This is a genomic window from Niveispirillum sp. BGYR6, from assembly GCF_027568365.1.
Classification (GTDB): Bacteria; Pseudomonadota; Alphaproteobacteria; order Azospirillales; family Azospirillaceae; genus Niveispirillum.
Window position 1 is genome coordinate 195,888 of record NZ_JANLNL010000006.1, and the last position, 14,990, is coordinate 210,877.

The window sequence follows — 14,990 nt, forward strand, 5'->3', positions numbered from 1 at the left end:
CAGCCCATGAATGATCTGGACACGCTGCTGGCCAAGCAGGCACTGCATGAGCTGAACATGGCCTATAACCGGGCGGTGGATCGGGCGGATGAGGCGCTGTTGCGTAGCCTCTGGCACCCCGATGCCACCGTTGATTTCGGCTATTTCACCGGCCCGGCGGCGGAATTCTGCGGGTTGGCGGTGGGGGCGACGGGCGGGCTGGCCCGGTCCTTCCACATGGCCGGCAATGAATGGTTTGACATTCGCGGCGATCAGGCGGTGGGGGAAATCTACAGCCTGACGCTCGCCGCCGCTGCGGGGGCGGACACGGACAGCATCCTCTATGGCCGCTATCTGGACCGGTATGAGCGGCGGGAGGGCCTGTGGAAATTCAGCCATCGCCAGTATCTGCTGGACTGGAACGCCAGCCCAGCGCGCACCGTCTGCTGGGATCAGGGCGTCTTCGCCCTGATGCAGCACAGGGGCGGCCACGCGCCGGGGGACGCGGTTTATGGGCTGTGGAACGCCTAAACGTTTTTTATTATCAACATATTATCTGTTTACTCCGTCACCCCGGCGCAGGCCGGGGTCCAGGATTGCAGGGCATATTGCTCCACGAACTGGACCCCGGCCTGCGCCGGGGTGACGGTTGGCTGCATTGGAACCGGCGCTCCCCTACTCTACCGCGCCAGGATCGTCACCGCCGAAACCCCCGGTGCCCCATAAACATGGGTGTAACCAGTGCTAACCCTCTTCGGCACCTGCCGTGCGCCGGCATCCCCGCGCAATTGCAGCACCGTCTCATAAACCTGTCGCAGGCCCGACGCCCCGATGGGTTCCCCATTGGCCAGACAGCCGCCATCGGTATTGACGGGCAGCTTTCCGTCCAGCCGGGTCCATCCTTCCCGTAGCCATTTTTCCTGCTCGCCATCCCGGCAGAAGCCGTTTTCGGCCATATGCATGATTTCCGCCCCGCTTTCGGTATCCTGAAGCTGGGCAATGTCGATGTCTTCCGGCCCGATGCCGGCCATGGTGAAGGCCGCCCGCGCGGCGATGGGGGTGGCACCTTCGCCATCTTCCACCGACAGGCTGGGGCTGAACACCTCAAACGATCCGGCCCCGCGGGTGCGCATGGCGGCACCCTTCAGCCAGACGGGATGACGGGTCAATTGTGCCGCCTTCTTGGGGCTGGCCAGGATCAGGGCCACCGCCCCTTCGCCGGGGGAACAGAACATATATTGCCGCAGCGGATCGCTGATCATCGTCGACTGGGCAATCTCCTCATAGGACAATGCCCGGCGGCGCCAGGCGTTCGGGTTCAACGCCCCATTGGCAAAGGCCTTTTCCGCCACCCGGATCAGGGCATCATCGGTAATGCCGTGCAGCGCCATATAGCGCTGGATCTTCATGGCGAAGAATTGGGTGGTCAGGGCAAACCCCACCTCCCCATACCATTCCGGCAGGCCCCAATCGGCCGGACGCACGCGGAATGATCCCTGTTCATGCTTATCAAAGCCGACAACCAGCCCCAGATCATATTGCCCTGACCGGATGGCGCCATAGGCGGAGATCAGCGCACTGCCCCCCGTGGCACAGCCATTGGCAACATTGATGAATTGCAGGCCGGTCAGGCCCAGTTCCTCCACCATCGTGTCGGCATTGCCGCCATCCTGGCTGCCGCCATAGGCGAATTGCACGTCGCCCCAGGTGATGCCGGCATCAGCCAGTGCCTGACGCACCGCAAAGGCCCCCTGTTCCAGACCAGTGCGATCCGGTGTCCTTCCGAATGGATGGATACCGATGCCGACAATCGCCACATCCGACATGGCAAAACCCTCCCCTGTTTATTCTCAAACCACCGGTTGGAACGCGTACATCAACAGGTCTTGCCCCTGTTCATCGCGGAACAACGGGCGGATGGTCAGGCGCATGGGCATCCCGATGCGCAAATCCACCGGGTCACAATCCACCAGTCTTGTTTCCACCCGCACCAGTCCCGGCAATTCCACATAGCCCAGCGCAAACGGCTGGAATTCCGCCTTGTTTTCCCGTCCCAGATAGGGCGGCTGCTTGGGCAGGAAACGCTGGACCGTCCAGCTCCACAACACGCCCGCGCGCGCCAACTCCACCGGCCGCTCCCCCGGACGGCCCATGAAGGGGAAACGGAGGCGCCCACGCGCATCAACCCCACCAATCAGGGCCGGATCATCGCTGGGCCAAGTGAAGACATTGTCGGCAAGCGGTCTGCCTTCCATCGCCATGATGGTTCCTCCGTTCGTCTGCCGCCTGGGGATAAGGTCACCGCTGCCACCCGTGTGGATGCGTTGACTTTTGATTCATCAGTCATGATAATGACGATGAAGGCGGGTGCTTGTCAATTCCGCTGGGGGCCTTACCCTGCCCCACCACAAACAATCGATAAACGGGAGGAGTTCCGATGGACCTTCGGTTGAGCGGTCGCCGGGCGCTGATCACCGGTTCCACACGCGGCATCGGCCGCCGCATTGCCGAGGCGCTGGCGCGGGAGGGCTGCGCCATCGCCATTGGTGCGCGCAAGGCGGATGAGGTGGATGCTGCCATCGCCGACCTGTCGGGCCTGGGCGTGAAGGTGGTGGGGGCGGCCATGGATGCGGCCGATGCGGATTCGGTCAAGAACTGGGTCGCCCAGATGGCCGATGCCCTGGGCGGCATCGATATCCTGATCCCCAACGTGTCGGCCGGCGGCAGCCTGAACGGGGAGCAAAGCTGGCACGACGCCTATCAGATCGACGTGCTGGGCACGCTGCGCGCCATTGATGCCGCCCTGCCGGCGCTGGAAGCCTCCGGCCAGGGGGCGATCACCATCACCGGCACGACGGCGGCCGTGGAAACCTTCATGGCGCCCATGGCCTATAACGCCATGAAAGGTGCCTTGATCGTCCATGCCAAGCAGCTTTCGCAAACGCTGTTGCCGCGCGGCATCCGGGTCAATGTCGTCTCCCCCGGCCCTATCGAATTTCCCGGCGGCGCCTGGGAAGGCATCAGGGAAGGCGCACCCGACCTGTATGCCGCCACCGTCGCCGCCCAACCGTCGGGCCGGCTGGGCACGCCAGAGGAAGTAGCTAACTGCGTCACCTTCCTGTCCAGCCCGGCGGCAAGCTGGGTCACCGGCGTCAATCTGGTGGTGGATGGCGGCTACACCAAGCGGGTTCAGCTTTGAGCACGGCGGGAGGGAAAACATGTCCAGCAGGATCGACGTCTATCTGGTGGCCGGCGGCAAATATCACGACATCAATTTCGCCCGGTTGGAGCTGTTGAAGCTGCTGGCCGAGCATGAGGATATCAGGGTGGAGGTCGGGCCGGATTATAGCCGCATTGATGAGATCGAAGCGGCGGATGTGCTGGTCACCTATACCTGCGACGTTGTGCCCACGGCCGAACAGCAGGCAGGCTTGCGCCGGTTTCTGGCCAAGGGCGGCAAATGGTTCGCCCTGCACGGCACCAACTCGGTGATCAAATTTCTCGACGATGGGCGCATCGATTGCCCCGATCTGGATGCCGACCTGTCGGACATGCTGGGCAGCCAGTTCCGTGCCCATCCGCCCATCTGCCGCTATGAAATCCAGGTGACGGACAGCGCCCATCCGCTGACCCGTGGCCTGAAGAATTTCTGGGTGGAGGATGAGCTGTATCTGGGCAGTGTCAGCCCCGGCAACCGCACCCTGCTGCACACACGCTGGGGCGGCAATTGCGCCCCCTTCGTGCAGGAGGATTGGCCGGAGGCCGACCATCCCGTGCTGTATCTGCGCGACCATGGGCCGGGACAGGTGCTGTATCTGGTGCTGGGCCATTGCCGGGGCAAACATGATTTGCGCCCGTTGATGGAGGAATATCCCCATAACGAGCGCTGTTCCTGGCAAAGCCCGGTTTTCTATGAGCTGCTGCGCCGGGGCATCCGCTGGGCCACGGGGCGCGATGCGATGGGGGCGGCGTTCTAACCGCCGCCTACCCTTTCACCCCCACCAGCACCCGCCCGCTCTCCACCCTCACCGGGAAGCAGGTCAGCGGGCGGTAGCCGGTGCCGCCCAGCGCGCCACCGCTGGCCAGATCAAAGCGGGCGCCATGCAGCGGGCAGGAAATGCTGTTCTGCCGCAACCGCCCGCCCACCAGCGGGGATTCCGCGTGCGGGCAGCGGTTGCGCACGGCAAAAAAGCCGCCCGCCGCATGGCACACCAACACCTCCTCCCCCGCCAGGGTGAAAAGCCGCATCTGCCCCAGGGGCAGATCATCGGCGGACAGCAGGTCGTGATAGGTCAGATCGGCAACGGCATTTTCAACAGACATGGCACCATCCTGCACAGGCGCGGCACGGGACAAGGGGTTACAGGCGGAATGATGATTGACCCTTGATTCATCAGTCAACATAAAAATTCCCCCGTCGCTGTTCGCAACCATTGACGACGCCCGCCACCCGATCTAACCTGATTTATGACTCATCAATCATAACAATAACTGGAGGAAGGCCATGTTGGGGATCGACCTCATGCGCGACCCGGCCATCCAGGCGTTCCGGGCGGATGTGCAGCAATTCTGCGCCACGCACCTGCCCCGCGATATCCGTGACAAGGTGCTGGCGGGCCAGCATCTGGTTAAATCGGATTATGTGCGCTGGCAGAAGATTCTGTTCGACAAGGGCTGGATCGTCGGTCATTGGCCGCGCCAATATGGCGGGCAGGACTGGACGCCTTTGCAACGCGCCATTTTCGATGATGAAACCAGCAAGGCCGGCGCCCCCTGGCTGACCCCGTTTGGCGTGTGCTATGCCGGGCCGGTCATCTACACCTTTGGCAGCCAGGCACAGAAGGATCGGTACCTGCCCGGCATCCGCAGCACCGATACCTGGTGGTGCCAGGGCTATTCCGAACCCGGCGCCGGGTCCGATCTGGCCAATATCAAGACGCGGGCCGTGCGCGATGGCGACCATTATGTCGTGAATGGCCAGAAGACCTGGACCACCATGGCGCAATGGGCCGACATGATGTTCACCCTGGTCCGCACGTCCAGCGACGGCAAGCCGCAGAACGGCATTTCCTTCCTGCTGATCGACATGAAAACGCCGGGCGTTACCGTCCGCCCCATCATCAGCATCGATAAATGCCACCACCTGAACGAGGTGTTCCTGGATGATGTCCGGGTGCCGGCCGAAAATCTGGTGGGGGAGGAAGGGCGCGGCTGGACCTATGCCAAGTTCCTGCTGAACAATGAACGGCTGCTGGGGGCGGAGGTGGGGAAATCCACCCGCTTATTGCAGCAATTGCGCCAGACGCTCGCCGATATCCGTGATGGCGGCCGCCCCCTGTCGGATGATCCGCACTGGCGGCGGCGGCTGGGGGAGTTGCGGGCCCGCCTGCTGGCGCTGGAGGCCGTGTGCAACGAATATCTGGCCGCCGCGGAGGCCGGCTCCACCCCCGGGCTGGAGGTTTCCGCCCTGAAGATCATGGGATCGGAACTGATCCAGGGCATCACGGGTGCCATGGTCGATGCGCTGGCCGTGAAGGGGCTGGTCTATCAGACGGAGGGGCTGGAACCGGGCTGGCAGACGCCGCCGGTCGGGCTGCCCGGTGCGCCCGGCATGATCCGCGAACATCTGCATGACCGGGCCACCACCATTTATGGCGGGGCCAACGAGATCCAACGCAACATCCTGGCGAAGGCCGTGCTCGGCCTCTAGGGAGCATCATGTCGGCATTCACCCAAGAAGACCGCAGCCTGCTGGCCGACAGCATCAACCGCTTCGTTGCGGATGCCTATGGCCCGGACCGCCGCGCGGCCATCCTGACATCCGATGACGGTTTCGGCCGCACGGAATGGGCGACATACGCTGAGCTGGGCTGGCTGGGCATCGCCATTGCCGAGGAACAGGGCGGGTCCGGCGGCGGGCTGGCGGAACTGGCCGTGCTGATGCGCGCCGCCGGTCACGGCCTGCTGATGGAACCGCTGCTGCCCACGCTGGTGCAGGCGGCGGGTGCCCTGGCGGGCGGCGGCAGCGCGGCGCAGCAGGCGGAATGGCTGCCCGCCATCGCAGAGGGGCGGGCCATCCTGGCCTTCGCCCAGGACAACGCCGCCCAGGATGAAGCACCCGTGATCGCAGAGGCAACCGGCGACGGCTACCGCCTGTCCGGCCGGCGTGGCTTCGTGCTCTACGGCGCTGCCGCAGACCGGATCATCGTCAAGGCGGAACGGGCGGGACAGCCGGCCCTGTTCCTGCTGTCCCCCACGGCCCCCGGCGTTACCCTGGCCCCTGCGCGCAGCATCGATGACCGGCCCGTCTCCGACCTGACGCTGGACAGGGTGCAGGTGGCGGAGGCGGACCGGCTGCCGGGGGGGGACGCGGCTTTGTTGGATCGGCTGAACCAGATGGCGGCCCTGGCCGTCTGTGCCGAGGCGGTGGGCGCCATGCAGGCGGCAAACCGCCTGACCCTGGACTATCTGAAAACCCGCACCCAATTCGGCACCAGCATCGGCAGCTTTCAGGTGCTGCAGCACCGGATGGTGGATATGACGCTGGCCGCGCAAGAGGCCGCCGCCATCACCTGGGCCGCCATCGGGGCGGCCAGCATTGGCGCCCCGGAAACACCCGTCCTGACCGCCGCCGCCAAGGCCCGCAACGCCGCCGCCGCCCGCCTGATCGGCGAACAATCCATACAGTTGCATGGCGGGATTGGCATGACAGAAGAGTATGTCATCGGGCATTACTATCGGCGTCTGATGCTGCTGGAAACGCTGTTCGGCGCGGCCGGCTGGCATCTGGACCGGTTGGGCGGCTGGACGGCTGCCGGCATTGATGGGGAGAAGGCCTGATGGTGACGGCGCTGGACCCTGCACCCACCCTTTGGACGGCGCAGCCCCTGGCCGTGCTGGCCCGCCACCATGCCGAGCGCGCACCCGATACCGTCGCCTTCCTGAACCAGGATCAGCATCCCGGCACCTATGCCAGCCTGCTGACGGATGCCGAAGCCCTGGCAGTGGGCCTGTGGGATCTGGGCCTGCGCCCCGGCGATGTGATCAGCTTCCAATTGCCCAACTGGATGGAGGCGGTGCTGGTGGATATGGCCGCCGGCCTGCTGGGCCTGGTCTGCAACCCCATCGTGCCGATTTATCGCGGGGCGGAGGTCGGGCTGATCCTGGCTGACTGCAAAAGCCGGCTGATCTTCATCCCCGATACCTATCGCGGCTTCGACTACACGGCCATGCTGGCGGCGCTGCGCCCCGCGCTGCCCGACCTGCGCCATGTGGTGCAGGTGCGGGCGGGCACGGCGGCGCTGACACTGGAAGGGTTGATGCAGACGGGGCGGGGCCGGCGGATCGACTGGCCGACCGTGGCCCCCGATGCGCTGAAACTGGTCATGTACACGTCCGGCACGACGGGCCGGCCCAAGGCGGTGATGCATGACCATCGCTCCATCGCCCGCGTCTCGCATATTTTCATGGGATACTGGGGGCTCCAGCCCGGCGATCTGATGCTGATGCCATCGCCCGTCACCCATATTACCGGCTATTCGAACGGGATTGAGCTGCCCTTCACCGATGGCACGCGCACCCTGTTCATGGAACGCTGGAACGCGGATGAAGCGGTGGCCCTAATCGACCGGCATGGGGTGAATATCACCATCGGCGCCACGCCTTTCCTCCAGGAATTGCTGGAAGCGGCGGAACGCGCCGGCTCCCGCCTGCCCTCCTTGAAAATCTTCGCCTGTGGCGGGGCGGCTGTGCCGCCGGACCTGATCCGCCGCGCCAATGCCCTGTTTGAGCGGGGCCGCGCCTTCCGCGTCTATGGCAGCACCGAAGCCCCGCTGATCACCCAGGGCTGCATGGGGGCGGATGAGCGGGAAATGGCCGCCGCCACCGACGGCAAGGTCATTGATTATGACATCCGCATCGTGGATGAGGAGGGGCGGGCGTTGGACCGGGGCCAGGATGGGGAAATCCTGGTGCGCGGCCCCTCCCTGTTCAGGGGTTATGCCGATGAAGGGCAGACGCGGGAGGCCATGGATGCCGATGGTTATTTCCGCACCGGCGATATCGGCCACCTGACGCCAGCCGGCGCCATTGTCATCACCGGCCGCAAGAAAGACCTGATCATCCGGGGCGGGGAGAACCTGTCGGCCAAGGATATCGAGGATGTGCTGCACCGGCACCCGGCCGTGCAGGAGGTGGCGGCCGTGTCCATGCCGCACGCAAGGCTGGGGGAAACCGTGTGTGTCTATGTTGTGCCGCAGCCCGGCGAACAGCCCGATCTGGCCAGCATCACCCACCATGTTGCCGCCGCCGGGCTGGCACGGCAGAAATTCCCCGAACGGGTGGAGCTGGTGACCGACCTGCCCCGCACGGCATCGGGCAAGGTGCGCAAGGATCTTTTGCGCCAACGCATCGCGGCACAGATCGCGGCAGAACAGGGAGGCGAGAGTGGCAAGGCTTGATGGCAAGGTGGCCCTGGTCACCGGCGGCACCGCCGGCATCGGCGCGGCGGCGGTCCGCCGCCTGACGGATGATGGCGCGCAAGTGATCTTCACCGGCTCCAACGCGGTGGCGGCGGAAGCGGTGTGCCAGGAAACCGGTGCGCATTTCCACGCCCATGATGTAACGGACGAGGCCGCCTGGCCCGCCCTGATGCAGGCCATTGCGGACCGGTTCGGCCGGCTGGACATTGCCTTTGCCAATGCCGGGATCGAGACGGGGGATGGCAGCATCGAAACCATCGGCATGGCCGCCTGGAACCGTATCCTGTCCGTCAATGTCACCGGCACGATGCTGACCTGTCAGCACGCCATCGCCGCGATGAAGGCCAATCCCGGCGGGTCGGGCGGGTCGATCATCATCAATTCGTCGATCAATGGTCTGGTGGGCCTGCCCGGCAACATCGCCTACACCACCTCCAAGGGGGCGGTGCGGCTGCTGGCCAAGTCGGTGGCGGTGCATTGTGCGCGGACCCGGACCAATATCCGCTGCAACTCCGTGCATCCGGGCATCATCGATACGCCGATCATCCGCCGCGCCGTGGCCGATACGCCCGATCCTGATGCCTCGCTGGCCTATCTGGGCAATATCTCCCCCCTGGGCCGGCTGGGCCGGGTGGAAGAGGTGGCGGCCCTGGTCAGTTTCCTGGCCAGCGCCGACGCGTCGTTGATCAATGGCGCCGAACTGGTGGCCGATGGCGGCACGACGGCGGGGCTGGTCGGGGTTTGAGGGTCTGTCTGGAGTTTTTGTTTATTATCAACACATTACTGTATCCTCACCGTCACCCCGGCGAAGGCCGGGGTCCAGTTTCGGAGAGCAAGGTGCCTGTGATTCTGGACCCCGGCCTTCGCCGGGGTGACGGTGATACTGAAAGTCAAATCGTGTGAAACATTGAAACACCATAAAACTTTCCGGTCAGTCACCGAGACCCACGCAGTCAAACAAATCAAACAGGTTCAGGGAGGTTGCCGTGCCAGATGATCTTGCGTCCCAACCCAAACCCGGCGAGGCCCGTTGCCCCGGCACGTCGTGGAACGACCTGATGGATACGGACACGCGGCCCGTGCCCGACTTTCTGCGCCAGGAAAATTACCACTATATGGGCAGCGAGCCGCTGAAGGCCGAGCGCTATACCAGCCCGGAATTCTTCCGCCGCGAACTGGACAAGATGTGGCCCCGCGTCTGGCAGTTCGCGGCACGGGAGGAGGACCTCCCCGAACCCGGCGATTTCGCGCTCTATGAGAATGCCGGCCGTTCCTATCTGGTGACCCGTCAGCCCGACGGTTCCGTCCGCGCCTTTCATAATGTCTGCCTGCATCGCGGGCGCAAGCTGCGGCTGGAAAGCGGATCGGCGGCGGAGTTCAAATGCCCCTTCCACGGCTTTTCCTGGAACACCAACGGCAGTTTGAAGAACATCCCCTGCCGCTGGGACTTCCCACACCTGAAGGAGGAGAAGATGGCCCTGCCAGAGGCGCAGGTCGGCCGCTGGGCGGGGTACATCTTCATCCGCGAAGCGGCAGAAGGCCCCAGCCTGGAAGAGTATCTGGCCCCCCTGCCCGACTTCTTCCAACGCTGGCGGCATGAGGAATGCACGACCGTCATCTGGGTTGGCAAGGTGGTGAATGCCAATTGGAAGGCCGTGGCCGAAGCCTTCATGGAGGCCTGGCACACGATCGAAACACACCCCCAGATCCTGCCCTTCACGGGCGATGCCAATACCCAGTACAGCACGTATGGCGACCATGTGAATGCGGCGCTGACGCCCTTTGCCGTCATGTCCCCGCATATCGATCCCACGGGCAAACCCCAGCAATGGATCGTGGATGAATTCCTGAAATATAATGGCCGGGCCGGCGGTACCGACATGTCGGTGCAGGTGCCGGACGGCATGAGTGCGCGGCGCGCCATGGCCGCCGCCAATCGGGAGAAGTACCAGGCCGACAGCGGCTATGATCACAGCCATGTGACCGATGCCGAGTTGCTGGACGCCTTTGTCTATAATGTCTTCCCCAATTTCGCGCCCTGGGGCGGGTTCATGCCCAATATCGTCTATCGCTGGCGCCCCTGGCCCGATCAGGACAAGACGCTGATGGAGGTGCGTATCCTGGTCCGCCTGCCGGCCGATGCGCCCAAACCGCCGCCGGTGGAAATGAACTTCCTGGGGCCGGACCAGCCTTGGACCGATGCCAAGGAACTGGGCGTGCTGGGCGATGTGTTTCAGCAGGATATGGAAAACCTGCCCTTCGTCCAGGACGGGCTGAAATGTTCCAAGAATGGCGAGGTGCAATTGGGCAATTACCAGGAAATCCGCGTGCGGCACCTGCACGCCACGTTGGATAAATATCTGGCGGATTGACCGGTTCAACAAAGCGGGGCGGCACCGGATGGGCCGCCCCGCTTCATTCAGCCACGGGCAGCGGCGACAGCGGCCGTGACGGCAGCACTGTTGTAGTAATAGGGCTTGATCAAAGACACACGCCCGTCATCGGCGAAATGAAACACTTCCACCAGTTCCAGCGGATCGCCGGTCGGTGGCACCAGTTCCAGCAGATAGACGACGTTGTTGCCGGCGGCCATCTTGTTCTTCACCGCGATGGTGGCCTGGCCCAGCGAAGTGCCCAGCACCTTGGCATACAGGTCGCGCAGCGCCCCCTTGCCGGTATAGGTGCCGGCAAAGGGCAGTGTCTCGGCCTCGGTAATCACCAGATCCTCGCACAGCATGGTTTCGGCCAGAGGCCAATTTCCGGTGGCTGTGGCGGCATAGAGCGCCTCTGTGGTGGCCAGATTGCGGGCGGCTGCGTCTGTATGGGTCACCTGTTCCTCCATGAAGGGATGGCAACGGGTGGGCACCATGCCCCCCAACAACCATCGTTATGATTTATGATTCGTTAGTCATTAACGCGGACCCTCACCCTTCTGTCAAGCCCCGCCGACGGCCATCCGGCACGCCATTCGCCACTCTAAATTCACCCTATGGTGACGGGGAATTCAGCGGTGAAAAAGCGAAGGTGGATTGACGCCGGTTCAGGGCACGAATATAGTGATTAATGACTCACAAATCATCATTCCAAGCGGGAATGCACAAAGCGCCTGCCACACCGGAACCGGTGCCCCGCCCAAAGAGTCGCTGCAAACAAGCCCACAAAAAAAGACATCCACAGGGAGGATATCGATCATGGCTTGCGCACCCACCTTGCGTTCTACCCTGCTGGCGGCTGCCGCCCTGGTGCTGACCGGCACCAGCACCCCGCCAGCCCTGGCGCAGGCCGCCGGGGACGCATCCGGCACCCAGGTTGACGCGCTGGAAGAAATTGTCGTCACGGCCCGCCGCCGGTCTGAAACCCTGCAGGAGACGCCGCTGGCCATCACGGCCATCACGCCCGCCCAGTTGGAAAGCAAGGCGACGCTGAATATCGGCGACCTGATGGGGTCGGCCCCCAATGTGTTGATCACGCAGCAGAATTCCGGTGCCGCCGCCGCCAACGTCTCCATCCGCGGCCTGTCCTTTGCGGATGTGGAGAAATCCTTTGACCCGACAGTGGCCATCGTCGTGGATGGCATCTTCATCGGCACCAGCACCGGCGCCTTCCTGGATTTCTTCGATATTGACAGTATCGAGGTGCTGCGCGGCCCGCAGGGCACCCTGTTCGGGCGCAACACCATCGGCGGTGTGATCAATATCCGCCGGTCGCGCCCGACGGGGGAGAATGGCGGCAAGCTGGAAGTCAGCTATGGCAAGTTCAATACCTGGGCCACACGCGCCATCCTGAACGCCAACCTGATCCCGGACAAGCTGGCCGCCAAGTTCTTCTATTTCCACAATGAAAGTGACGGCTATTACCGTAACGGCATCACCGGCAAGCGGGTTGGCGGCAATAATAACGAGAATTTCGGCGCCAGCTTCCTGCTGACCCCGACCGAGAATTTCGAAGCCCTGCTGACCCTGGAAAAACAGGTGCAGGATTTCGATCCGGTCAATTCCAACATCTCCAAGACCGGAGAGGTCTTCTGTTCCTTCGCGCCGGCGCGCGAATGCAACCGCAATACCAGGGATGACCTGTACACTGTCTTCAACAGCCCGGCCCATTCCAACTATAAATCCCCGGCGGCAACGCTGGAGATGAACCTGGATACGGACGGGATCGATTTCACCTCGGTTACCGGCTACCGCACCTCCGACGAGGCGCAGACGCAGGATTTCGACGCCTCGTCGGCCGATCTCTACTATACCAACCGCATTCAGGATTACTGGCAGTTCAGCCAGGAACTGCGGGGTGCCGGCAAACTGACCGACAGTTTCGACTATGTGGTCGGCGGCTTCTATTATGAAAGCAAGTTCAACCTGTTCCAGGCGACCCGGCTGTTCGGCGCCGTCAATCCGGGCGCTGACCAGTATAATACCGGCCGCGCCAAATCCTACGCCCTGTTCGGTGATTTCAATTGGAAGTTCGCGGACCAGTGGCGCCTGTCGGGCGGTGGCCGCTGGACGAAGGATCAGAAGCAGCAGATCAACCGGATCGGCACCGCCCAGTACCCCAACTCAAAATATAGCGGCAGCAAATTCACGCCCAAGATCGTGCTGGATTACCGTCCGGACGATAACAACATGCTCTATACATCCTGGTCGCGCGGCTATCGTTCCGGCGGCTTCTCCAGCCGGGGTCAGACCCTGCTTTCCTCCACCACGCCCTTCGGCCCGGAAACGGTGGACAGCTACGAGGCGGGGTTCAAAAGCGCGCTGTTAAATAACCGCCTGCAGGTCAATCTGGCGGCCTACCTGTCCAATTACAGCGACCTGCAGCAGAACACCACCATCCCCACCACCGTCGGCACCGGCAATGAAACCATCGTCACCAATGTCGGCAAGGCCAAGATCAAGGGGCTGGAACTGGATGTCACGGCCCGCGTCACCCATGATTTCAAGGTCACGGCCTCGTTGGGTCTGCAAAAGAGCAATTTCGACGGCTTCATCACCACCGCCCCCAATGCCGCCGGCAAGCTGGTGAAGTTCGATTATTCCGACGTGAACATGATCTATTCACCGGATGTCACCGGCTCCCTGACGGCGGAATATACGGTGCCGCTGGATGCCGGCGATCTGGTCTTCAGCGGCAGCTATCGTTACGTCGCCCCCTATGATCAACAGATTTCGCTGGGGCCGACGCAGGTGGATGCGTCGGGCAATGTCAAGGTTCTCTCCAACGATCCGCGCGTGCGGTCAGACGCGCAGAACCTGTTCGATGCCTCGGCAACGATGAAATTCGATCTCGGCGGCAACAAGGCCAAGGTCACGCTCTATGGCCGCAACCTGTTCGATGATCGCGGCCCCAACGCCGCCTTCACCGTCGCCGGTCTCTGGTCCTTCTCCTCCGGGCGTGAGCCGCGGACCTTCGGCATCCAGCTCGGGTACGAGTTCTGATGCCGGCCCCGGCCAGCCCACTCGGCTGGCCGGGATATTTTCTTGCAAGCGGGGAGCCCGTTCCATGCATGTCAACCGACGCATCACCTTGCGTGCCCATCCCCAGGGCCATCCCAAGCCGGATGATTTCGCCCTGATCGAAGCGCCGGTTCCTGAACCGGGGCCGGGCCAGATGCGGGTGCGCAACCTTTATTTCTCCATGGAGCCGGCCATTCGCGGTTGGCTGGATGGCAAGGATAATTACTTCCAGGCCATCCCCCTGGGCGGCGTCATCCGCGGCCCCTCCCTGGGTGTGGTGGAACAATCCAACCTGGCGGGGTTCACGCCCGGCGATTACGTCTGGGGCCTGACCCATTGGGAAGAATATTCAATCCTGTCGGCCGAGACGATCCTGCTGGAACGGCTGACGGTCAGCCCCGACATCCCGCTGTCGCATTATGTCGGGGCGCTGGGACCATCGGGATTGACCGCCTATGTCGGGCTGCATGATATCGGGCGGATCAAGGCGGGCGATACCGTGGTCATCTCGGCCGCCGCCGGGGCGGTGGGCAGTGTGGCGGGGCAAATCGCCCGGCTGCGCGGGGCCCGGGTGGTGGGGCTGGCCGGTTCGGCGGAAAAGGCGGCGATCCTGACCGACCGGCTGGGCTTCCACGCCGCCATCAATTACCGCGCGGTGGATGATCTGCGGGCCGCCATTGCCGATACCTGCCCCACCGGGGTCGATGTCTATTTCGATAATGTCGGCGGGCGCACCCTGGATGCGCTGCTGCCGAACATGCGGGATTTCGGCCGCATCATCTGCTGTGGCATGATTTCCGACTATAACAATCAAGCCAGCCCCACGCCCGTGCACAATCTGTGGCAGGTGGTGGCCAAGCAATTGACCATGCGGGGTTTTCTGCTGTTCTCTCACACAGACAGCCTGCCACAGGCCCGGCACGATCTGCACCAATGGGCAGCAGATGGAAAGCTGGTGGCGCTGGAGAATGTCACCCGTGGCATCGCCCACGCGCCGGACAGTTTCTGCCGCCTGATGGCGGGGGAAACGGTCGGGAAAACCGTGCTGGCATTGGACTGGCCCAACTGAACCCAAGGG

Annotated in this window: 14 protein-coding genes; 10 read left to right on the plus strand and 4 right to left on the minus strand. The window is 63.4% G+C overall.

Annotation, left to right across the window (positions count from 1 at the left end; translation table 11 throughout):
- Positions 1–6: 6 nt before the first annotated feature.
- Complete coding sequence (locus PCJ49_RS14750) at positions 7–510, plus strand: nuclear transport factor 2 family protein (RefSeq protein WP_269911577.1); 504 nt, start codon at positions 7–9, stop codon at positions 508–510.
- 149 nt (positions 511–659) lie between these two features.
- Here the strand turns inward: PCJ49_RS14750 and PCJ49_RS14755 are convergent, their stop codons facing one another.
- A complete protein-coding gene (locus PCJ49_RS14755; protein WP_269911578.1) occupies positions 660–1,805 on the minus strand; it encodes a thiolase family protein in 1,146 nt (381 codons plus the stop codon).
- A gap of 24 nt (positions 1,806–1,829) precedes the next feature.
- Positions 1,830–2,240 carry an OB-fold domain-containing protein gene (locus PCJ49_RS14760; RefSeq protein WP_269911579.1) on the minus strand — a complete coding sequence of 137 codons (411 nt, stop codon included), beginning with the start codon at positions 2,238–2,240 and terminating at the stop codon, positions 1,830–1,832.
- A gap of 176 nt (positions 2,241–2,416) precedes the next feature.
- On the opposite strand from PCJ49_RS14760, the gene PCJ49_RS14765 reads away from it, so the two are divergent.
- Both PCJ49_RS14765 and PCJ49_RS14770 read left to right on the plus strand, forming a co-directional pair.
- On the plus strand, positions 2,417–3,178 hold the full coding sequence (locus PCJ49_RS14765) for an SDR family oxidoreductase (protein ID WP_269911580.1): 762 nt from the start codon (positions 2,417–2,419) through the stop codon (positions 3,176–3,178).
- A gap of 19 nt (positions 3,179–3,197) precedes the next feature.
- Positions 3,198–3,956 carry a ThuA domain-containing protein gene (locus tag PCJ49_RS14770; RefSeq protein WP_269911581.1) on the plus strand — a complete coding sequence of 253 codons (759 nt, stop codon included), beginning with the start codon at positions 3,198–3,200 and terminating at the stop codon, positions 3,954–3,956.
- Positions 3,957–3,963: 7 nt separating this feature from the next.
- Here the strand turns inward: PCJ49_RS14770 and PCJ49_RS14775 are convergent, their stop codons facing one another.
- Positions 3,964–4,302 (minus strand): Rieske 2Fe-2S domain-containing protein, encoded by a 339-nt coding sequence (locus PCJ49_RS14775; RefSeq protein WP_269911582.1) that lies wholly within the window; start codon positions 4,300–4,302, stop codon positions 3,964–3,966.
- 181 nt (positions 4,303–4,483) lie between these two features.
- Here PCJ49_RS14775 and PCJ49_RS14780 point away from each other — a divergent pair, with 181 nt between their 5' ends.
- The 5 genes from PCJ49_RS14780 (at position 4,484) to PCJ49_RS14800 (ending at position 10,831) form a co-directional block, all read left to right on the plus strand.
- Positions 4,484–5,689 carry an acyl-CoA dehydrogenase family protein gene (locus tag PCJ49_RS14780; RefSeq protein WP_269911583.1) on the plus strand — a complete coding sequence of 402 codons (1,206 nt, stop codon included), beginning with the start codon at positions 4,484–4,486 and terminating at the stop codon, positions 5,687–5,689.
- Positions 5,690–5,697: 8 nt separating this feature from the next.
- Entirely contained in the window at positions 5,698–6,819 is a 1,122-nt protein-coding gene (locus tag PCJ49_RS14785; RefSeq protein WP_269911584.1) for an acyl-CoA dehydrogenase family protein, read from the plus strand.
- Complete coding sequence (locus PCJ49_RS14790) at positions 6,819–8,438, plus strand: AMP-binding protein (protein ID WP_269911585.1); 1,620 nt, start codon at positions 6,819–6,821, stop codon at positions 8,436–8,438. Before PCJ49_RS14785 ends, PCJ49_RS14790 begins: the two co-directional genes overlap by 1 nt.
- The gene (locus PCJ49_RS14795; protein ID WP_269911586.1) at positions 8,425–9,204 is read left to right on the plus strand and encodes an SDR family oxidoreductase; all 780 of its coding nucleotides are present in this window, start codon (positions 8,425–8,427) and stop codon (positions 9,202–9,204) included. Before PCJ49_RS14790 ends, PCJ49_RS14795 begins: the two co-directional genes overlap by 14 nt.
- Before the next feature lie 313 nt (positions 9,205–9,517).
- Positions 9,518–10,831, plus strand: a complete 1,314-nt coding sequence (locus PCJ49_RS14800) for an aromatic ring-hydroxylating dioxygenase subunit alpha (RefSeq protein ID WP_269911587.1) — start codon at positions 9,518–9,520, stop codon at positions 10,829–10,831.
- Between the two features lie 47 nt (positions 10,832–10,878).
- On the opposite strand, the gene PCJ49_RS14805 is transcribed toward PCJ49_RS14800, so the two are convergent.
- Positions 10,879–11,328, minus strand: coding sequence for a nuclear transport factor 2 family protein (locus tag PCJ49_RS14805; RefSeq protein WP_269911588.1), 450 nt, complete (start codon positions 11,326–11,328; stop codon positions 10,879–10,881).
- Positions 11,329–11,650: 322 nt separating this feature from the next.
- On the opposite strand from PCJ49_RS14805, the gene PCJ49_RS14810 reads away from it, so the two are divergent.
- Positions 11,651–13,894, plus strand: coding sequence for a TonB-dependent receptor (locus PCJ49_RS14810; protein WP_269911589.1), 2,244 nt, complete (start codon positions 11,651–11,653; stop codon positions 13,892–13,894).
- Between the two features lie 64 nt (positions 13,895–13,958).
- On the plus strand, positions 13,959–14,981 hold the full coding sequence (locus tag PCJ49_RS14815; protein WP_089290542.1) for an NADP-dependent oxidoreductase: 1,023 nt from the start codon (positions 13,959–13,961) through the stop codon (positions 14,979–14,981).
- Positions 14,982–14,990: the final 9 nt, after the last annotated feature.

Bases quoted from the DNA above. Each gene is read 5' to 3' on its own strand.
- PCJ49_RS14750 (WP_269911577.1), top strand. From the start codon at position 7: ATGAATGATCTGGACACGCTGCTGGCCAAGCAGGCACTGCATGAGCTG.
- PCJ49_RS14755 (WP_269911578.1), bottom strand. From the start codon at position 1,805: ATGTCGGATGTGGCGATTGTCGGCATCGGTATCCATCCATTCGGAAGG.
- PCJ49_RS14760 (WP_269911579.1), bottom strand. From the start codon at position 2,240: ATGGCGATGGAAGGCAGACCGCTTGCCGACAATGTCTTCACTTGGCCC.
- PCJ49_RS14765 (WP_269911580.1), top strand. From the start codon at position 2,417: ATGGACCTTCGGTTGAGCGGTCGCCGGGCGCTGATCACCGGTTCCACA.
- PCJ49_RS14770 (WP_269911581.1), top strand. From the start codon at position 3,198: ATGTCCAGCAGGATCGACGTCTATCTGGTGGCCGGCGGCAAATATCAC.
- PCJ49_RS14775 (WP_269911582.1), bottom strand. From the start codon at position 4,302: ATGTCTGTTGAAAATGCCGTTGCCGATCTGACCTATCACGACCTGCTG.
- PCJ49_RS14780 (WP_269911583.1), top strand. From the start codon at position 4,484: ATGTTGGGGATCGACCTCATGCGCGACCCGGCCATCCAGGCGTTCCGG.
- PCJ49_RS14785 (WP_269911584.1), top strand. From the start codon at position 5,698: ATGTCGGCATTCACCCAAGAAGACCGCAGCCTGCTGGCCGACAGCATC.
- PCJ49_RS14790 (WP_269911585.1), top strand. From the start codon at position 6,819: ATGGTGACGGCGCTGGACCCTGCACCCACCCTTTGGACGGCGCAGCCC.
- PCJ49_RS14800 (WP_269911587.1), top strand. From the start codon at position 9,518: ATGGATACGGACACGCGGCCCGTGCCCGACTTTCTGCGCCAGGAAAAT.
- PCJ49_RS14805 (WP_269911588.1), bottom strand. From the start codon at position 11,328: ATGGTGCCCACCCGTTGCCATCCCTTCATGGAGGAACAGGTGACCCAT.
- PCJ49_RS14810 (WP_269911589.1), top strand. From the start codon at position 11,651: ATGGCTTGCGCACCCACCTTGCGTTCTACCCTGCTGGCGGCTGCCGCC.
- PCJ49_RS14815 (WP_089290542.1), top strand. From the start codon at position 13,959: ATGCATGTCAACCGACGCATCACCTTGCGTGCCCATCCCCAGGGCCAT.